20 protein-coding genes, 1 rRNA gene and 1 other RNA gene (1 of these 22 cut by a window edge) are annotated in these 19,246 nt (G+C 44.5%); 14 read left to right on the forward strand and 8 right to left on the reverse strand.

Going from position 1 to position 19,246, the window contains the following annotated elements:
* Positions 1-10: 10 nt before the first annotated feature.
* Positions 11-1,795, reverse strand: a complete 1,785-nt coding sequence (locus IGK61_RS03045; protein ID WP_074536570.1) for an ABC transporter ATP-binding protein — start codon at positions 1,793-1,795, stop codon at positions 11-13.
* Positions 1,788-3,521, reverse strand: coding sequence for an ABC transporter ATP-binding protein (locus tag IGK61_RS03050; RefSeq protein ID WP_074536569.1), 1,734 nt, complete (start codon positions 3,519-3,521; stop codon positions 1,788-1,790). Before IGK61_RS03050 ends, IGK61_RS03045 begins: the two co-directional genes overlap by 8 nt.
* A 106-nt stretch (positions 3,522-3,627) precedes the next feature.
* Between IGK61_RS03050 and IGK61_RS03055 the strand changes: the two genes are divergently transcribed.
* From IGK61_RS03055 to ffs, 6 genes are all read left to right on the forward strand, one after another.
* Complete coding sequence (locus IGK61_RS03055; RefSeq protein WP_080646970.1) at positions 3,628-4,431, forward strand: MerR family transcriptional regulator; 804 nt, start codon at positions 3,628-3,630, stop codon at positions 4,429-4,431.
* Positions 4,432-4,530: 99 nt separating this feature from the next.
* Positions 4,531-5,280 (forward strand): YczE/YyaS/YitT family protein, encoded by a 750-nt coding sequence (locus IGK61_RS03060; protein WP_015509025.1) that lies wholly within the window; start codon positions 4,531-4,533, stop codon positions 5,278-5,280.
* Positions 5,281-5,417: 137 nt separating this feature from the next.
* Entirely contained in the window at positions 5,418-6,785 is a 1,368-nt protein-coding gene (locus tag IGK61_RS03065; RefSeq protein ID WP_074536568.1) for an RsmB/NOP family class I SAM-dependent RNA methyltransferase, read from the forward strand.
* A gap of 68 nt (positions 6,786-6,853) precedes the next feature.
* Positions 6,854-7,189 (forward strand): hypothetical protein, encoded by a 336-nt coding sequence (locus tag IGK61_RS03070; RefSeq protein WP_005227636.1) that lies wholly within the window; start codon positions 6,854-6,856, stop codon positions 7,187-7,189.
* Positions 7,190-7,320: 131 nt separating this feature from the next.
* Positions 7,321-7,827, forward strand: a complete 507-nt coding sequence (tadA, locus tag IGK61_RS03075; RefSeq protein WP_074536567.1) for a tRNA adenosine(34) deaminase TadA — start codon at positions 7,321-7,323, stop codon at positions 7,825-7,827.
* A 29-nt stretch (positions 7,828-7,856) separates the two neighbouring features.
* Positions 7,857-7,943, forward strand: an RNA gene (gene ffs / locus IGK61_RS03080) — signal recognition particle sRNA small type.
* A 213-nt stretch (positions 7,944-8,156) separates the two neighbouring features.
* On the opposite strand, the gene IGK61_RS03085 is transcribed toward ffs, so the two are convergent.
* Both IGK61_RS03085 and IGK61_RS03090 read right to left on the reverse strand, forming a co-directional pair.
* Positions 8,157-8,564 carry a type II toxin-antitoxin system death-on-curing family toxin gene (locus tag IGK61_RS03085; RefSeq protein ID WP_005227640.1) on the reverse strand — a complete coding sequence of 136 codons (408 nt, stop codon included), beginning with the start codon at positions 8,562-8,564 and terminating at the stop codon, positions 8,157-8,159.
* Positions 8,561-8,803 (reverse strand): addiction module antitoxin, encoded by a 243-nt coding sequence (locus IGK61_RS03090; protein WP_005227642.1) that lies wholly within the window; start codon positions 8,801-8,803, stop codon positions 8,561-8,563. The genes IGK61_RS03085 and IGK61_RS03090 overlap by 4 nt, the downstream gene beginning before the upstream one ends.
* Before the next feature lie 326 nt (positions 8,804-9,129).
* On the opposite strand from IGK61_RS03090, the gene IGK61_RS03095 reads away from it, so the two are divergent.
* The 4 genes from IGK61_RS03095 to IGK61_RS03110 all read left to right on the forward strand — a co-directional run bounded on the left by IGK61_RS03095 (position 9,130) and on the right by IGK61_RS03110 (position 12,630).
* Positions 9,130-10,512, forward strand: a complete 1,383-nt coding sequence (locus IGK61_RS03095) for a bifunctional metallophosphatase/5'-nucleotidase (RefSeq protein WP_074536565.1) — start codon at positions 9,130-9,132, stop codon at positions 10,510-10,512.
* A 90-nt stretch (positions 10,513-10,602) separates the two neighbouring features.
* Complete coding sequence (locus IGK61_RS03100; protein ID WP_074536564.1) at positions 10,603-11,223, forward strand: YutD family protein; 621 nt, start codon at positions 10,603-10,605, stop codon at positions 11,221-11,223.
* A 1-nt stretch (position 11,224) separates the two neighbouring features.
* Positions 11,225-11,995 (forward strand): TIGR01457 family HAD-type hydrolase, encoded by a 771-nt coding sequence (locus tag IGK61_RS03105; protein WP_061053784.1) that lies wholly within the window; start codon positions 11,225-11,227, stop codon positions 11,993-11,995.
* Positions 11,992-12,630 (forward strand): TIGR01906 family membrane protein, encoded by a 639-nt coding sequence (locus tag IGK61_RS03110; RefSeq protein WP_074536563.1) that lies wholly within the window; start codon positions 11,992-11,994, stop codon positions 12,628-12,630. Before IGK61_RS03105 ends, IGK61_RS03110 begins: the two co-directional genes overlap by 4 nt.
* Positions 12,631-12,686: 56 nt before the next feature.
* Here IGK61_RS03110 and IGK61_RS03115 read toward each other — a convergent pair whose 3' ends face one another.
* The 3 genes from IGK61_RS03115 to IGK61_RS03125 all read right to left on the reverse strand — a co-directional run bounded on the left by IGK61_RS03115 (position 12,687) and on the right by IGK61_RS03125 (position 14,929).
* Positions 12,687-13,196, reverse strand: coding sequence for a phosphatidylglycerophosphatase A family protein (locus IGK61_RS03115; RefSeq protein ID WP_005227653.1), 510 nt, complete (start codon positions 13,194-13,196; stop codon positions 12,687-12,689).
* A 108-nt stretch (positions 13,197-13,304) separates the two neighbouring features.
* Positions 13,305-13,946 (reverse strand): bis(5'-nucleosyl)-tetraphosphatase (symmetrical) YqeK, encoded by a 642-nt coding sequence (gene yqeK, locus IGK61_RS03120; protein WP_074536562.1) that lies wholly within the window; start codon positions 13,944-13,946, stop codon positions 13,305-13,307.
* A gap of 5 nt (positions 13,947-13,951) precedes the next feature.
* On the reverse strand, positions 13,952-14,929 hold the full coding sequence (locus IGK61_RS03125; protein ID WP_008378083.1) for an NAD(P)/FAD-dependent oxidoreductase: 978 nt from the start codon (positions 14,927-14,929) through the stop codon (positions 13,952-13,954).
* A gap of 140 nt (positions 14,930-15,069) precedes the next feature.
* On the opposite strand from IGK61_RS03125, the gene IGK61_RS03130 reads away from it, so the two are divergent.
* Positions 15,070-15,657 (forward strand): peptidylprolyl isomerase, encoded by a 588-nt coding sequence (locus tag IGK61_RS03130; protein ID WP_005227659.1) that lies wholly within the window; start codon positions 15,070-15,072, stop codon positions 15,655-15,657.
* A 90-nt stretch (positions 15,658-15,747) separates the two neighbouring features.
* Here the strand turns inward: IGK61_RS03130 and IGK61_RS03135 are convergent, their stop codons facing one another.
* On the reverse strand, positions 15,748-16,929 hold the full coding sequence (locus IGK61_RS03135) for a MalY/PatB family protein (protein WP_074536561.1): 1,182 nt from the start codon (positions 16,927-16,929) through the stop codon (positions 15,748-15,750).
* Between the two features lie 93 nt (positions 16,930-17,022).
* On the opposite strand from IGK61_RS03135, the gene IGK61_RS03140 reads away from it, so the two are divergent.
* From IGK61_RS03140 to IGK61_RS03150, 3 genes are all read left to right on the forward strand, one after another.
* The gene (locus IGK61_RS03140) at positions 17,023-17,403 is read left to right on the forward strand and encodes a CvfD/Ygs/GSP13 family RNA-binding post-transcriptional regulator (RefSeq protein ID WP_005227662.1); all 381 of its coding nucleotides are present in this window, start codon (positions 17,023-17,025) and stop codon (positions 17,401-17,403) included.
* 67 nt (positions 17,404-17,470) lie between these two features.
* Entirely contained in the window at positions 17,471-17,833 is a 363-nt protein-coding gene (locus IGK61_RS03145; RefSeq protein ID WP_005227664.1) for a hypothetical protein, read from the forward strand.
* A 565-nt stretch (positions 17,834-18,398) separates the two neighbouring features.
* Positions 18,399-19,246: ribosomal RNA gene (locus IGK61_RS03150) — 16S ribosomal RNA — on the forward strand (it continues 711 nt past the right edge of the window).

Here is a 19,246-nt window from a genome sequence, read left to right on the forward strand (position 1 = left end):
GGCTTTTTCATCAAGCTGTTGCAAACTGGCTGTTATATAGTTGGGCGTAAAGGGAATCTTGTGCCAGTAGTTCTGTGTGGGAGCCTTTTTCGACGACGGAGCCGTCTTTCATCACTAAGATCAAGTCAGCGTTTTTGATGGTAGAAAGACGATGGGCGATGATAAAGCTGGTCCGTCCTTGGGTCAAACGATCCATCGCCGTTTGGATCATTTGTTCCGTCCGCGTGTCGACACTGGAGGTGGCTTCATCAAGGATCAGGATCGTTGGGTCTGCTAAAATCGCCCGAGCGATCGTCAATAATTGTTGTTGTCCTTGTGACAGTTCGCTTTCGGAACCAATGACGGTATCGTAACCGTTGGGCAGGGTCCGCACAAAGTGGTCGCATTGGGCGGCTTTCGCGGCAGCCAAGATGTCTTCCCGAGTGGCATCGGGATTGCCATAAGCGATATTTTCAGCAATGGTTCCTTGGAACAGCCATGTATCCTGCAGCACCATACCGAATTTTTTCCGTACTGCCGGTGCCGAAAAGGACATCATGTCTTGATCGTCCAGCAAAATCTTTCCACCGTTTAAAGGATAAAAGCGCATCAAAAGATTGATCATGGTGGTTTTTCCAGCACCTGTTGGTCCAACGATCGCGACCGTTTGTTTTGGTTTGACGGAAAATTCGACGTTTTCCATCAAGAGTTTTTCCTTGCTGTAGCCAAAGGAGACGTGTTGGAAATCGATTTTTCCTTTGATGGTTTGTGGAACTGGCAGTTGTTGGGTCGCAGTTTCTTCTTCAGGATAATCAAGGATCTCAAAAATTCGTTCGAGAGATGCTAAGGCACTTTGCAAGGTATTCATAATATAAGAAGCTTGCGTGATCGGTTCAGACACTTGGTTGATGTATTGCAGATAGGCTTGTACGAGACCAATGGATAATTGGCCTTGCAACACCATCAGACCACCAACGACGGCGCTTAAGATAAAGCCGATTTGATTGATAAAGCGCACGAAAGGATTGATCGCTGCACTGACGAACTGTGCTTTTCGAAAGGCTTTAAATTGGGCTTCGCTCAATTCCGCCATTTCCGCTTCAACGGCAACTTGCTGGTTGTAGGATTTGATCAGCGGATTTGCGGTATAAAACTCTTCCGCACGACTGCTGACAGCGCCTAATGTTTCTTGGTTTTTGGTAAAGTAGCTCAAGTTTTTTCGTGCGAGAACGGTGGTCACAAAAGCACTCAAAAGCAAAATCAGGACCACACCGATCGTCAGTAATGGGCTGAGATAAAGCATAGCGATCAAGCCGAAGGTAATGCTGATAGTTGCCGTGATCAACTGCATCAAACCGACTTGCAAGACTTCGGATACTTTATCTAAATCGAGAATCACTCGGCTTAAAATATCGCCAGTATGATGTTTGTCGTAAAAACTGATAGGCAAGCGATTGAATTTGTCACTGATTTGTTTGCGTAAAGTCAAGGTCAGGGTTTCACTGACACTGGCCATCGTATACTCTTGCAGCAAGGAAAAGAGACTAATCAAAAGCCACGTTCCCGCTAAAAGGACGACCGGGCCTAAAATACTTTGCCAAAAATCACTGATCTGCCAGCCTTCTTGTTGAAACAAGGCAATCAGATTATCCAGTCCACGCCCCAAGATCAAAGGGGCGATGGACATCAGTAAGGAAAAGAACAAGGCGGAAGCGATAATCAGTAGAAAGCGGGCTTTTTGTTCCATCAGCAAACGCAGCAAGCGTCGGCTTGTATGTTTCATGTTTTTTGGTGTATCTATTGTTTGTTTACTCATCCTTCATTCCTCCCATTCCTTGAGATGAGGCAAACTCTTGATAAGTTTGGCAATTGCGTAATAATTCTTCGTGGGTTCCTTTACCGACCATTTTGCCGTTATCCAAGACAATGATTTGATCGGCATTTTTGACGGTCGATACCCGCTGAGCCACGATAATGACGGCGGCATCTTTCGTGTATTCTTTCAATGCACGCCGCAAGTTGGCGTCTGTTTGATAATCCAAAGCAGAAAAGCTGTCGTCAAAGAAGTAGATTTCTGCTGGCTTTGTCAGCGCTCGGGCAATACTCAATCGTTGCTTTTGACCGCCAGAGAAATTGCTGCCTTTTTGAGCAACTGGACTTTCATAACCTTCAGGCAAGCCTTCAATAAATGACTTGGCTTGAGCAACTTCAGCGGCTTTTGCCATCGCCTCATGGGTTGCTGGACGATTGCCGAAACGCAAGGTTTCTTGAATCGTGCCGCTAAGCAAGAGCGCTTTTTGCGGGACATAACTAATTTGGTCCCGTAATTCGGCTTGTGAGATCTCTTTGATGTTGCGGCCAAAAAGCGTGATCGAACCAGCAGACACATCTTTGAAACGCAACAGCGCTTTGGCGATGGTGCTTTTGCCAGAGCCAGTTCCGCCAACGATCGCTGTCGTTTTGCCTCGGTGGATCTCGAAGCTGATATCTTCTAAGACAGGTTCTTCGGCGCCTTCATACGTAAACTGCACGTGATTGAAAGCGGCGATCGTTTCTGACACGGCGGTCTTGTTTAAGGTTTGGTCACCGTCGATCAAATCAATTGGTTCTTCCAAAACTTCTGTGATCCGTTGCAAGGAAGTCAAGCCTTTAGGCACCATCACGATCACCATCGCTGCCATAGTCAAAAACCAGAGACTCAGGATCGTGTATTCGATGATGGCAGTAATACTACCAATAGCAAGGTGGCCCTGCAGACTTTGATAGCCGCCGTAGACAAGGATAGTCGAAATCGAGAGGCCCATTACTAAATTGACGGTCGGATTCAAGACAGCAAAGAGGCGATTGACTTGGATCATGGTTTTCGCATATTCCGTCAGTGTTTGATCTGTCCGTTCTTTTTCGTAAGCAGCTTTGTCGAATGCTCGAATCACCCGAGCGCCAGTAAAGGTTTCTCGTAAGATCCGCATCATTTTATCGACTAGATTTTGCGTGATTTGTGATAATGGGATCGCTTTGCGAATCACTCCATAAGCGATCATTGAAAAACATAGGATCGCTACGATTGGGACCCAAATCATCCGTAAAGAGACGGTGCCGGTTAGAAAAATTGAAGCAGCGACGATCATTGGGGCTGGCAAAATCATTTGCAGCGCCATCATCAAAATTTGTTGGATGTTGTTGATGTCGCTGGTGGTACGTGCCAGCAAAGTGGGCGTACCATAGCCATCAACAGCGGATACAGAGAGTTCTTGTGTTTTTTTGAAAAGGCGCATCCGCAAAAAATGCCCGAATTTTCCTGAAAGGTGGGCAGATAAATAACTACCGCCTACAGAGACGATCACGGTGCCGATGGCAATGGCAAACATCCACCAGCCATTGTGCCAAATGGCTGTCGTGTCGACTTTCAAGATCCCTTCATCAATGATTTTAGCCAAAAAATACGGCAACAGGAGTGTGCCGAAGGATTGGACCAGCATCAAAAGAAATAAACTGAAAAAGAAGCGTCGTTCTTCTTTATAAAATAACTGTAATTGTTTCATGATTTCCCTCCAAAAATGTCGTTCTATGGTAGAATAAACTGTAACGTTACGTTATAGTCAAGCAAGGAGTGAAATTTTTTTGAAAAAACAATTGACCATCAGTGAGATGTCCGCTTATGCTGGCGTGAGTCGGCGCACATTGATTTATTACGATCAGATCGATTTGTTCAAACCGCAATCGATTGGTGAAAACGGCTATCGCTACTACGGCTTTGAACAATGCCTTGAGTTAGACGTGATTTTGCTCTTGCGTTCTTTAGACATGCCCTTGCAAGACATTCGTCAATTTTTAAAAAATCGCAACCCGGAATACACGCAAAAGGAACTTGTGGAACGGCGAGGAGAAGTCCGTACGAAAATCGCTGCGCTACAAGAATTGGAACGAACCTTCGATCGCTACATCCAGCGCTATGAAAAAGTACAGAAAGCCGATTTTGAGACCTTTACGATAGCGCACCACGAAGCAGAGGCGTTTATCGTTTCTGAAGAGATCGCTGGCGATGATCCAGAATCTGCTTATCAAGTGTACGCCCGTTTTTATCCGCTAGTGGATTATAAAGATGCCTTCAGTGGCTACCCCATCGGCTTTTTAAGTGCTGGAACGACATTAGAGGATCAGACCTTTCACGCATCGCCTTATCGGGCACTGATCTTGATTCCCCAAGATCGGCTGCATCTCTATCCGGAAAAGCTGATCATCACGCGTCCTACTGGCACGTATGTGTCTGGGTTTGTCAGTGAGGGAGAGGAACAAATTGCTGCTTTTACCCATCGCATCCAAGCCTTTCTAAAAGAGAATCATTTAAAGATCGATGGCGATGTTTGGGAATTGTTATGGCAAGATGAAGTCTTTACCGCCCAAAAAGAATTGCAGATATTTGAAGTGATGGTCCCAGTGAAGCCCGAGTAATGGACGAGGCACGCGTATCTGTAGGAACCGAAAATCAAGATACGCAATCGCAATGGTTGTTGCGGGCTTTTCAATGGAAGCAAAATAGAAGCAAAGGAGATGGACGAAGCCAGATCGTATCCCTACAAAGAGCCCTGTGAAGCGTTGAAATTCCCATTTTCCTTTTTTCTCGTTATACTTGAAAGAACAGATGAGAAAAAAGGGGAAATTTTAATGAAAAAAGAAACAGGATTACGCTCGCTTTATGCGTTGATTGGTGTCGCCATTTTAGGATTCGGGGCGGCATTGCTGCGGGTCGGCGGAGTAGGGCTAGACCCATACACAGCTGCCAATATCGGTGTCGGCGAGCTGCTAGGGTTATCTCTTGGGGTCTATCAATTGATGATCAATATCGCTGTCCTAGTATTGATTTTTATCTTTGGCCGTCGCCATATCGGCATCGGGACGGTCATCAATATGGTGCTGACAGGATTCTTCATCGACTTTTATACCAACGTCTTTGATTGGTTATCCGTCGGTCCAAATAACTGGTGGCAGCAAGGCTTGTTCTTGTTGATCGGGATCATCTTCTTTACCTTCGGTGCGTCGTTTTATATGTCAGCGAATTTGGGCAGCGCCCCCTATGACGCGATCGCCCCAACCATCGTCGATCAGACGAAAGCCAACTATCGAGTGGTGCGGGTGATTCAAGACGTTGCCTTTGCCTTGATTGGGCTCTTCACAGGCGGGCCTATTGGGATCGGAACCTTCATCAGTGCCTTTTTAGTGGGCCCACTGATCAAATTCTGGGACAACCGTGTCTCTCAGCCATTCATCGAAAGCAGTGTCAAAAAAGCGATTTTTAAATAAAAAAGGTCTGCAGCAAAGAGAAGTCGAAGCGATTAGTCGCCCACTTCACTCAGCTGCAGTTTTTTTGCCATTTGATCAAGGAATTCTTGCATAATTGCTTCTCAGTCGCTAGAATAAAAAGCCGAGGAGGGGTAAGTATGCAATTACCAACACCATTTATTGAAAAATACCAACGGTTGCTAGGAGAAGAAGCACCAGCTTTTTTTACCGCTTTAACCGATAATCAGCCAGTCAAAGGCTTTCGCTTGAATGTTGCTAAGCCGCACGCACAAGCGATGCTGGCAAAATATGGACCAGCCGCTGTACCCGCCCCCTATGCAGAAGCTGCTTATATTGGCGAAGTCAAAGGCCGTTCGCTGCTCCATCAAGCTGGCTATGTCTACAGCCAAGAACCTAGTGCGATGATCGTAGCAACGATCGCAGCCGCTCAACCAGGGGAGCGGATCTTAGATTTATGTGCGGCGCCAGGGGGCAAAACAACGCAGCTGGCAAGCCAATTACAAGGAAAAGGGCTGCTTGTAGCAAATGAGATTTTCCCGAAGCGTGCCAAAATCCTATCAGAAAATGTGGAGCGTTGGGGCTTTCCGAATGTAGTCGTCACCAATCAGGCACCGCAAGAATTGAGCCGCCATTTTCCTCAGTTTTTTGACAAGATCGTGGTGGACGCCCCATGTTCTGGTGAAGGAATGTTTCGTAAAGATCCCGTCGCCTTAGAAGAATGGCAAGCAGAAACACCTGATCAGTGTGCGATCCGGCAAAAAGACATTTTGGCACAAGCCGTTGCGATGCTAAAACCGGGGGGCCAGCTGATCTATTCCACCTGCACCTTTGCCCCAGAAGAAAACGAAGCGATGATGGCTTGGTTAATGGAGGAGTATCCCTTCACGATCGAAGCGATCGACTTGGACAATGTATCTCATGGGCGCAGGGAGTGGGGAGCTGCACCTGGGATTGAGAAAACCATCCGCTTATGGCCGCATTTAAACCAAGGAGAAGGTCATTTCGCTGCGAAATTGACCTCCCAAGCAGAAGCAGCGCCAGTGAAAAAGAAGAAAAAAGGCAAAGGAGCGATAGCCAAGAGCCCATTAGATGCAGCGACTCAAAAGTTGTGGCAAGCCTTTCGCAAGGAGTTTCCTTTTTTACAGGCACTGAATGCGACGCCACAGCTGCTAGGAGAAAACCTCTGGCTCGTTCCTGAAGAAATGCCTTCTTTAAAAGGGATCAAGTTTATGCGCCCAGGTTTGCACGTCGGCGTCGTTAAGAAGAATCGGATCGAGCCAAGTTATGCGTTGGCATTGGCGATCCATGCAGAAGAAGGGGCACCGACAGTGCCGATCACTTTGCCGCAATGGCAGCAGTATGTGGCAGGTGAAACCTTGAGCGTGCCAGGAAATGCTGGATGGGTGATTTTGACAGTCGATGAGATCCCAGTCGGTTTTGGAAAACAAGTCCAAGGAACCGTAAAAAACTTCTTTCCTAAAGGGTTAAGATTCAAAGCGATTTAAACGAAATAGTGTTTTTATTTCAGTCCTCGTGCTATGATGGAAGTAGCAAAATAAGGGAGCTGATCGATATGAAAACATCTTCAAAAGTAACGATTGGATTAAGCATTGCAGCGATCGCTGGGATCACTACTGCCGTCGTTGTATCAGACAAAGTATTCAATAAAGTACGCTTCGCTTGCAACCGACACAAAGTAAAGAAATTTGTCGATGACAAATTCAACGGCAATGAAAAATTGCTAGATGTCGTAGACGGCTTGTCTGACAATGAATTGGATTCGTTGTTAGGTGTGATGAAAAAAGTCAATGAGGGCCGCAACAAAATCTCTGTTTACGGAGACAATATCAAAGATTCGACAGAACATGTCAAAGACAAGTTGACGAGCTTTGTTGATTCCGTCTTTTAAGCCAATCATTCCATTTGAAACTCGCAGGGACATCGGTCTTTGCGAGTTTTTCTCGTCTTTCTAAGCGTTTTTCGTTATACTAACAAGGAAATGCACGAAATGGTGCGAGGTAGAGGAGTGAAAGTGAAGTCGTGGAAAAAACAAGTACCTTGACTGCCGAGGAAAAAGCCTTCTTTATGGAAGAAGCAATCAAAGAAGCCCGAAAAGCAGAAGGGATGGCAGAAGTACCGATCGGTGCTGTCGCCGTCTTGGATGGCAAGATCATTGGTCGTGGGCACAATCTACGAGAAACGCAGCAGCAAGCCGCAGCGCATGCGGAGATGTTTGCGATCGAAGAAGCCTGTCGCACTGTCGGAAGTTGGCGCTTAGAACAAGCGCAGCTGTTTGTGACCTTGGAACCATGCCCGATGTGTAGTGGGGCGATGTTATTGGCACGGGTGGAAGAAGTGTATTTTGGTGCCTACGATCCCAAAGGCGGCACTGCTGGTACATTGATGAATTTATTGGAAGATGAGCGCTTCAACCATTGGTCCTATGTGGAAGGCGGCATTTTAGAAGAAGCATGCGGCCAGCTGCTAACAGATTTTTTCCGAGCATTACGAGAAAAGAAAAAACAAAAAAAGGCTGGCAATCTCTAACGAAATACGTTATACTAAGTTTTGCCGAAAGGCTAGGACAATGGAGGTCTTGTGAAGCGTGTCAGATCCGGAAGGAAGCAGCACTAAGCAGGATTCTCCATGTGTCTGATTGAAAAACTGCCTGCTATTGAAGAAAGCAGTAGTACTAATTGAATCGATGATCATTCAAACCTGAGACAGACTGTCTTAGGTTTTTTTATTGTCTGAAAGTCTTTAGTTGAGTCTTCTCTTTGATAAATTTTCATGATCAATTTTTAGCCAATCTAGTAAAAAGTGAATCACGATTGTTTGATTGTAGGTGAAGAATTGCTGATTAGCTAGTTACTTTTTTACGACTTTCTTGTGTATTTTCGAAGGTAGTCAGAGGTTGATCGTTTTAAAGTATCAAATTTATTTTCGTCATATTTCGCAATGTGCACCAGAAATGCAATCGTTTGATTTTGTTCGAAAAAAGTTTCATAGTGGTTAAGCTTGAAAAAAACATCCGTTGCCATGAAAGCCGTTCGTTTATTGGCATTATGAAAGGGATGTTTTTTGATTAAGTTGATTAGAAGGATTGCAGCTTTTTCCTCCATTGAGGGATATAATTCTTTTGAAAAAACGATTTGTTGCGGTTGTTTTACAGCCATGGCTAATCCAGATGGATCACGCAAGCCGATCTCTTCATTTGGTGTTTGACTTTTGATAAGCACGACATTCATTTTTATGATTTGTTTTTCTGATAAGTAGATTGTCAATGATTTGCGAGCTCCTTATACATCTCTTCATATTGAGAAAAAGATTGATCGATTAAACGATTGATTTCGAGTTCCTGCTCAGAAGGTAATGACTTTTTCGTGATTGCAGCAGCTAATTTGTCTTCATCAACAAATACGTAATCATTTTCTTGAATTCCTATTTTTTCTAATAATTCTTTCGATAATGTTAAAACAACTGAATTTCCGCTCTTTCTAATTTTTCGTTCTTGAATACTCACTTTACATCTCCTCCTTATATCGTATATACAGTATATACGATAAACGAGAATTACTCAATAATTGTATGATCGTATGTTAGTGCTATATATTTTGGATCGTATTTGCTTGGAAAAAAATCATTCCAACAATTGAGCAAAACATGGCGGTACTTTTTGACAAATGACTGTCTATTTATTCCATTCTTTTCCAAGCATTCCAATGGTTTCCCAGAGATTTTATGCTATGCTTATTTTGTAGAGACTTCCGTCGTCTTTCTACTGGCAACCCTTGATGCCAATAGAAATGGATAGTGATTTCAGGCGACGTATTTGAAAAGAGGCGCACAATGGAAAAAATTACGATTATCCATACCAACGATCTGCATTCCCACCTAGAACATTGGCCGAAGATGCGGCGTTATTTGGATCAAAGAAAACGAGAAGCGGATACGACCGAAGAGACAGTGATCGCGGTCGACTTAGGCGACTTTGTCGATCGCTGGCATCCTTTGACAGAAGCAACTGACGGCAAGGCGAATGTCGATTTGATGAATCAAGGACATTACGATGCGGTGACGATTGGGAACAATGAAGGGGTCGGCAATCCCAAAGAGGTCTTGCAGCATTTATATGACCAAGCAGCATTTCCTGTCATTTTAGGCAATTTATTTGATAAGCAGGATTTACGTCCGCCGAAGTGGGCACAAGAATACAAAATCATGGAAAGCAATCAAGGCGCCAAAATCGGCCTGATCGCTTTTACAGCACCGTTTCCGCTGACATATGCCCCAAACGGCTGGGACATTCGCGAACCCTTGGAGATTTTGCCTTCATTGGTGCAGCATTTGCGCCCCGAAGTCGATCTGCTGGTCTTGATGAGCCATCTAGGTATCAATGCTGACCGTCAGATTGCGAGGGACTTTCCAGAACTAGATGTTATATTAGGTTCCCACACGCACCATTTGTTTGAAAAGGGCGAAGTCATCAATGGCGTTCAGATTGGGGCAGCTGGCAAGTTTGGTTTTAACATTGGCGAAGTCGAAGTGGTCTTAGATGATCACCACCGCCCAATCAAGCATCGCGCACGTGTGATTCCGACTGATTCACTGGTGGCTTTTCCGCAAGATGAGGAAGAGATCGCCGAATATCTATCGATCGGCCATCGCTTGCTGCGGGCAAATCAGGTGGCAGAAATTCCAGCAGCATTTACGAGGGATTGGCAAAGTCAACATTCCTTGGTTCGGGAGGCGCTTTTGGCATTATGTGCCAAAGGACAGACGGATGCCGCCATCTTAAATACGGGGCTATTTTTAGATGATTTGCCGCAAGGACGGGTCGATCAAGATCAACTGCACACGATTTTGCCCCATCCAATGCATTTGATCCGGGTGACGCTGCAAGGCGCGGATGTCATTCGATTGGTCTTAGAGATGGAAAAAAATCGCAACTTTTTGCGCAATTTCCCAATTATGGGAATGGGTTTTCGAGGGAAGATTTTTGGCGAACTGGTTTATGAAGGCATCCGCTTTGATGAAAAAAACCACCAAGTATTGTGGAAACAAGAGCCCGTCGATCCTGCTCAAAGCTACACGTTGACCCTTGTGGATCACTACTTGTTTATTCCGTTTTTCCCGACGATCGAGATTGCTGGAACCGTTGAGTTTCTTTTTCCAGACTTTATTCGCACAGTGGTCGGTGATTACCTGAGTCAGAAATACCCCATCCAGTAGTTCGTCACTCCTCCAGCTAGATTTTGCGAGAAAACCGCGACTATCATTGGGGAATAAAACAAGGTATAATAAACAACAGGTGGTGAAAAAATGACCGAAAAACAAACGATCACAGATGAAATGACATCTGTACTAGAAGAAATTATTGAAGAACCAGCGAAACAACCGCAAAAAGGCGAGTTGGTGACTTTGTTAAATGATGAAGAATTAATGATTGGCAATCGACAATACAAATTGGTCATGGATTATCGTGAAGGCTTCAATCCAGAAAAGCTTGGCGAGCGTTACAGTGAAGTGTTGGCACGTTATGATTATATCGTAGGCGATTGGGGTTATGAGCAGCTACGTTTGAAAGGCTTTTTTGAAAAAGATAACCGCAAAACATTACCCGATCAGCGTATCGACATGCTGGAAGACTATTTGTATGAGTATTGCAACTTCGGTTGTGCCTATTTCGTGATCCAACGAGTTGGCGGCAAGAAAGAAAAAAGTACCTCCCGCCGACGCAAGAAAAAGCCAACCCAAAACAATCAAAATCAAAACACACAACAAAACGCCCATATAGAAGAAAAGCGTGACACAGTACCGCAGAAAAAAAGCAAACCAACGATCAAAAATCGTAAACCAAAAGAAAAAAACGTCAAAAAAACCGAAACAACTACGGTGAAAAAAGGCAAAAAAGAGTTTACGATTCGACAAAGGGAAGAATAAGATGAAATATAAAGGCTATTTGATTGATCTAGACGGCACGATTTATTTAGGAAAAGAGCCGATCCCTGCTGGGAAACGCTTCGTAGAATCCTTACAAGAAAAAGGACTGCCCTATTTATTTGTGACCAATAATACGACCCGCAGTCCTGAAGTCGTGGCGCAGCGATTAGCGGATGAATTTTCGATCCATGTGGCACCAGAAACGATCTATACCGCAAGCTTGGCGACGATCGATTTTATGAAAGACCATGGCAAAGGGCGCAAAGTATTTGTGATCGGCGAAGCGGGGTTGATCGATTTGATTTTAGCTGCTGGGTTTGAGTGGGAGGAAACCAACCCAGATTATGTCGTGGTTGGCTTAGACAACCACGTGACCTATGAAAAATTTGTTTTAGCAACGTTAGCGATCCAAAAAGGAGCAACCTTTATCGGGACCAATCCAGACAAAAATATCCCGACGGAAAGAGGTTTATTACCTGGTGCAGGTTCACTGATCGCAATGGTGGAGACTGCCACCCAAACGCAACCGATCTTTATTGGCAAACCAGAAGCCATCATTATGGAAAAAGCGGTGGCACACATCGGCTTATCAAAAGAAGAGGTCTTGATGGTGGGGGACAATTACGAAACCGATATTCGCTCGGGGATCCAAAACGGGATCGATTCTTTGCTCGTTTTATCTGGCTTTACCCCGAAAGCGGCAGTTCCGACATTACCAGTAGCACCAACCTATGTGGTTGATTCTTTAGATGAGTGGGATTTTGAACAATGAAAAAACAAGTGTGGCTTGAACGCTTAGGATTTGTCTGCTTGTTTTTGTTTTTGGTCAGTCTAGCGATCACCCTAACGATCAATTTTCGACCGTTATATTGGTTTGATGTCGATCACTTGAATCTGTTGGATTATACCTCGCTAACAAGAGAAGAGTTGTTGAAGAACTATGGCTTATTGTTAGATTTTCTAAACAATCCCTTTGCAAGTACGCTCGCCTTGCCAGATTTTCCAATGTCTGAAGCTGGCGCTGGGCATTTTTACGATGTGAAGCAGTTGTTTCTATTAAATTATGCCGTGATGATCGTCACCGTGCTGCCCAGTATCTGGTTCGTCAATCGGTTACGGCAAAAACAACAGCAATGGCGCTTGATTCGTCCTTTTCAATGGGGGATGATATTGCCGCTGATTTTCGGGTTTTTGATGGCAGTCGGCTTTGATCGCTTTTTCGTTACGTTCCATGAGATTTTCTTCAGTAACGACGATTGGCTGTTTAATCCAGCCACCGATCCGATCATCAACGTATTGCCAGAAACGTTTTTCATGCATTGCTTTATTCTCTTTTTTGTCTTGATTGAAGTCTTCTTTTTTGCTTTCTATTGGTGGGGCAAACGAGGCTTGAAAAAAACAGCATAATGAAAAAAAGATCAACGATCCACTTCCTTTGAAGGAGGCGGATCGTCGGTCTTTTTTTATTGCGTAATGTAATGAGATTTGCTTGGGTGTTGATGGGCTAAGCGACTTGCGGCAGAAGCGGCGATGGCACCTACGATATCATCTAAAAAGGTGTGAACGCGGGGACCGTCGTGCTTGTTCAGTTCTTTCAAAATGCCCGGTTTGACTTTATCAATGTATCCATAGTTAGTAAAACCGATCGAGCCGTACACGTTAACGATGGATAGAGCGAGGATCTCATCGATCCCATAAAGCCCTTCGTCTTCTTTGACGATTTCTTGCAGTGGATGCAGCAGTTGATTTTCTTCTGCCAAAATATCCAATTGGACCCCCGTTAAAATCGTGTTGTGGACTTCCCGCTTGCTTAAGACAGCGTTGACGCTTTCGATACACATCTCCAAGGTGATGCCTTCAATGTAGTCTTTTTGCAAGAACATCACCAGTTCACCGATGTCTTGCAGCGAGACACCGCGGTCGGCCAACAATTCTCTTGCTTTGTCTTCAAGTGTTTTGCTTTCTAATACCATATAGTTCCCCTCCATGTAAAAATAGTTTATTCAAAAGTCAACATGCGACTGATGGATTGCGATCATAAGTAGTGCCCTATTCCAGTTGCAGCCCATGCCATTTGGGTTTTAGTCCCTTCTGACATCCATTGAAGCACAGGTGTTTGCTAGTTCTGCTTTGGCTGCCACTGCCCAAGGATGGGGGACCACCAAGTCACCAGCAAAAAGCCAGTCCATATAATACCCAGCGGCGGCTTCCAAGGAATCATCGAGGCGGTCTAATAAGCCGGTTAAAAAAGGTGCTTGATCTTTGCGATCCCATTTGATTTTGTCGGCTAAAAAAACGATCAGATCGAGACGACTATATTGGGCCTTTAAGGTGGTATGACAGCTGATGGCGGACAGAATGTCTGGATCAGACACCTGAAAAACCGTTTTTGCCAACAAAGTGGATTGCTGCTGATGCAGCAAAAAAGGTGCTTGCCGCTCCGCGTCTAAGATCGGTTCGCCTATTGCTATCTGCAAGGCGATTCGCTGGTCATGAGGGATGACGACGCTGACATCGTGCAGTAGTCCTGCCAAGTAAGCTTTCTCCGCATTGACTTGAAACCGTTCTGCCAATCGTTTGGCTTCTTGGGCAACGGTTAGATTGTGGACTGCCGTTTCGGCATGATCGAAGGCTTCCAGATACTGAACCATTTGCTCAGTGAGGGTCTTCCCCTGTAAAGGGAGAGTATAGGTGGCAAGTTGACGTTGACCAACTTGTTTCATCTCAGCTACTCCTTAAAAAGACTTGTACTATGAGCAGGTTGTGTCCGCGTTTTGGGATCAATGTAGTGGAGCGCATTGTTCACCGCGGTTGGGGCTTCCCCGAAACCAGTAGCGATCAAGTCGACTTTTCCATCGTATAAAACGACATCCCCACAGCCGTAGATCCCAGGAACAGACGTGCTCATATCTGAAGAGACGAAGACTCCTTGGCGGCTGCTTTTCATGCCCCAATCCTTGATGTTCAATGTGGAAGAAAAACCGTAATTGACGATCAAAGCATCCAACGAAAGGCTGACCGTTTCATCACCCTTGACTTGCTGCAACGAGACACCAGTCAAACGTTGCTCTCCTTGGAGCTCTTGGATCACATAAGGAGTCAAAATGTTGACGGCAGAAGCTTGTAATTTGCTGACGCTGTGTTCATGGGCACGAAATTCAGGACGGCGATGGATCAAGTAGACTTCACTAGCGATCGGCTCCAGCATCAATGCCCAATCGATGGCAGAATCGCCGCCACCGGCGATCGCTACTTTGCGTCCAGCATACTTCATCAAATCGGTGACAAAATAGTCTAAGCCGTATCCTTCAAACCGCTCGCTTTCTGGCAAAGTCAGTTTGCGCGGCTGGAAGGAGCCGTTTCCTAAAGCCAAAATCACGGCTTTCGAGTAATGGATTCCTTTGTCGGTGGTGACTTCGATATAGTCTTCTTGTTTTTCGACCGACAAGACGGTTTCTTCTAAACAATATTGGTGATTGAAGGTCGTCAACTGTTTTTCCAGGTTTTGGACAAGATCGCCCGCTTTGATTTTCGGATAACCTGGGATATCGTAGATGTATTTTTCTGGGTATAAAGTAGCAAGCTGACCGCCTAATTGCGGCAAGCTGTCGATGATCTTGGTTTTGGCGTTACGCATACCGGCATAGAAAGCAGAAAACATCCCGCTAGGTCCCGCGCCGATAATCGTTATATCAAAAATATCCATGTTATTCCTCTTTTCTAACCACGTTGGGGTGAAGCGTGTTCGTAGTGTACGAATAGCTTCATTATAGCAAAAATTATCCAAACTAGCATTTTTTCAATTTTCTGCTATCATGGATTTATGAGAGAGAAGGAGGAGTTAATGTGTCTGAATTTCCACAGTTAGCATTAGAAAAACAAACTGGCCATAAAGCAGTCATCAAAACCAATCGTGGGGATGTAGTTGTACAATTGTTCCCAGAATTGGCACCAAAAACAGTGAAGAACTTCGTTGAATTAGCGAAAAAAGGGTATTACGATGGGATCATCTTCCACCGTGTCATTCCTGATTTTATGATTCAAGGTGGCGATCCAACTGGTACAGGGATGGGCGGCGAAAGCATCTATGGCGGCAGCTTTGAAGATGAATTTTCAAAAGAATTGTTCAATCTTCGTGGCGCTTTATCCATGGCAAACGCTGGTCCGAATACTAACGGCAGCCAGTTTTTCATCGTAAACAATCAAAATGTTCCTAGCAACATGTTAGGTCAATTAGAAGGTGCTGGTTATCCAGCTGAAATCATCGAAGCGTATCAAGCAGGTGGTACTCCTTGGTTAGATTTCCGTCACACAGTCTTCGGTCATGTGATCGAAGGAATGTCAGTCGTTGATGAAATCGCTGGCGTGCAACGAGGACCACAAGATCGTCCAGTGCATGATGTAGTGATCGAAACGATCGAAATCAGCGAATAAAACAAAAGAACCCAAAAGCAGTTTCAACGGTCATCCTCAAGGAGATCGTTGAAATGGCAGCTTTAGGGTTCTTTTTTTCATAAGAAAGAGTTAACCGATCGGTTGGTCTTTAAACGCGGCGGCGATTTGATTGAGTGCTTTTTCTAATAGCTCTTTAGGACAGGCAAAGTTTAGCCGCATATGGTGACTGCCGCGAGGACCAAAGATACTTCCTTGATTCAATACGACATTGGCTTCTTTGATCAGTTTGCGCTGCAGCTGATTGTCCGTTAGGCCATAGGCAGAAAAATCCAGCCAGATCAAGTAAGTACCTTCGGGTTTTTGAAAGGTCACTGCTGGGAGTTGTTGAGTCAAAAAGTCGCAGACAAAGGTGCGATTTGCTTCTAAATAGGACAAAAGTTCTTCTAACCATGCTTCAGATTCACGATACGCTGCTTCAGTAGCGACCAAACCAAACGTATTGATTTCCCCTTGAACGTTGCGTTCTTGTGTTTTTGCAAATTGGCTGCGCAAGGTTTTGTCTTTGATGAATACCATCGAATTTTTGATCCCAGCTAAATTAAAGGTCTTGGTTGCTGAGGTCAAGATGATCGAAAAATCGGCAAAGTTTGGCTCGACTGTTTGGAAAGAGACAAATTGATTTGGTGCAAAAACGATGTCTTGATGGATCTCATCACTGACAACGATCACCTGGTGCTTTTGACAAATACGGCCGATCGTCAGCAGTTCTTCTTTTGACCACACGCGACCGCCAGGATTATGAGGATTACATAGAAGAAACAATTTTACCTTCTTTTCGATGATGGTTTGTTCCATCGCCTCAAAATCGATGACAAAGTGGCCATCTTTTTCTAGTAACGGTTCTTGAATTAAGGTCCGCTGATTGTTTTTGACAACATGGGCAAAGGGATGGTAGACCGGATCGTGGATCAATACGGCATCTCCTTCTTGCGTATAACTTTGGATCGCCAGTGCAATACTAGGGACCACACCGCTATTAAAAAGGATCGCTTCTTTATTGATGGTATAACCATGACGTCTTTGCTGCCAATCGATGATGGATTCAAGCAGCGAATCAGGGATGGTGGAGTACCCATAGATCCCTTGGGCAACTGCTTTTTCTAAAGCTTTTTTCACAGGTTCTGGTGCCAGAAAATCCATGTCGGCTACCCAAAGCGGCAACAAGTTTTCTTCCTTATAGGTTTTTGCAATGGTATCCCATTTGACGCTATTGGTATTTAAGCGCGGATGAACTTTGTCAAAATTGATCATGCGTTTCCCTCCTATATTGTGCAACGTTGTTTCTGATGCTTCAAATCTACCACTAGTTCAAGTATAATGAAAGTGGAAAAGAGAGGAAAGACTATGAATTATCAAATCGGGAACATTATAGAAGGAACAGTCACTGGGATTCAACCCTATGGTGCATTTGTTTCGTTAGATAAGGAAACACAGGGATTGATCCATGTTTCAGAGATCCAATCTGGGTTTACCAAAAATATCCATGAAGTCTTACAGATCGGGCAAAAGATCCGTGTACAAATCATTGATATTGACGAATACAGCCAAAAGATCAGTTTGTCCCGCCGTACATTGGAAACGAGTTTTGTTCAGCCACCCTTTAAGCGTAAACGCTACTTTACAAATAAGAATAAGCGGATCGGTTTTCGTACGATTGGAGAAGCTTTACCAGTGTGGGTGAAAGAGGCCAAAGAAATGTTAGAAAAAGAAAACAGCAGCAGATAATCGTGCATATTTTCTGAAAATGTGCTAAAATTAGTTTACAAACAGATGAATAACTGAGGTGGGTATTTTGGGATCCAAAAAAGTAGCGGGTACAGTTATGATGCACTTAGCAAATGGTTCGAAACGATTTTTGATGCAAATACACGAAGGCACTGCGGAATTAGCGTCAACGGATTTTTCTGAAGATAAAACCGGCTTGGCTACGATCTTACAATTGTTTAAAGACCGTATCCACCTTGATGTGACAGCGATCGAACTCGTTGAGCTCACAAATGGCAATATTGATACGCAAAACATTCCTTTATTTGTTTTTGAAACACAAGAAGCAGGACAAACGCAACAGCTGCCAGAAGGGTATGCGTGGGAAGAGCCCAATATCTTTCGTAAGATCATTGAAGACTACGAGATTGAAGGCGTTCCGTTCTTTTAGCACCTGAATATTAGCGAAAAGACTGAAGACCGTTACGACGGTCTTTTTTTATTGAAAACTTTTTGTAAATAAAATGAAATATTTCCTTGACCTGAGTCAAGAAGAATGGTAAATTAGTCAACGTTGGCAATTGAGCCAGCGGGTCAAAACAACAGTTGAAAAAACTTCAAAAAAAGACTTGACCAAAAATGAAACAGATGATATTATAACGAAGTCGCAATAATAAAACAGTTAATCAATGTTGATACATCAACAAAATTAATTAAAAAAAGTTGTTGACAAATAACAAATCATTTGTTATTCTAATTAAGCCGCTGAGACAGCCGCTACGAAGTTGAAAAACAACGAGCGAAAAAAACTTTTAAAAAAGAGTTGACAATTAAATGTCGCTCTGATATGATATAAAAGTTGCTAACGCAGCACGGTAGACCTTTGAAAACTGAACAAAGCAAGCAAACGAACCAATGTGTAGGACGTTTCAATTTATTGAAACAAATACATGCAAGCAATAGCTAGCAAAGTTAATTTTTATGAGCTTAATGACCGTATGGTCATTCAAACAAATCATTATGAGAGTTTGATCCTGGCTCAGGACGAACGCTGGCGGCGTGCCTAATACATGCAAGTCGAACGCTTTTTCTTTCACCGGAGCTTGCTCCACCGAAAGAAAAAGAGTGGCGAACGGGTGAGTAACACGTGGGTAACCTGCCCATCAGAAGGGGATAACACTTGGAAACAGGTGCTAATACCGTATAACACTATTTTCCGCATGGAAGAAAGTTGAAAGGCGCTTTTGCGTCACTGATGGATGGACCCGCGGTGCATTAGCTAGTTGGTGAGGTAACGGCTCACCAAGGCAACGATGCATAGCCGACCTGAGAGGGTGATCGGCCACACTGGGACTGAGACACGGCCCAGACTCCTACGGGAGGCAGCAGTAGGGAATCTTCGGCAATGGACGAAAGTCTGACCGAGCAACGCCGCGTGAGTGAAGAAGGTTTTCGGATCGTAAAACTCTGTTGTTAGAGAAGAACAAGGATGAGAGTAAAATGTTCATCCCTTGACGGTATCTAACCAGAAAGCCACGGCTAACTACGTGCCAGCAGCCGCGGTAATACGTAGGTGGCAAGCGTTGTCCGGATTTATTGGGCGTAAAGCGAGCGCAGGCGGTTTCTTAAGTCTGATGTGAAAGCCCCCGGCTCAACCGGGGAGGGTCATTGGAAACTGGGAGACTTGAGTGCAGAAGAGGAGAGTGGAATTCCATGTGTAGCGGTGAAATGCGTAGATATATGGAGGAACACCAGTGGCGAAGGCGGCTCTCTGGTCTGTAACTGACGCTGAGGCTCGAAAGCGTGGGGAGCGAACAGGATTAGATACCCTGGTAGTCCACGCCGTAAACGATGAGTGCTAAGT

The organism is Enterococcus sp. AZ063, assembly GCF_051715045.1.
GTDB lineage: Bacteria > Bacillota > Bacilli > Lactobacillales > Enterococcaceae > Enterococcus_D > Enterococcus_D casseliflavus.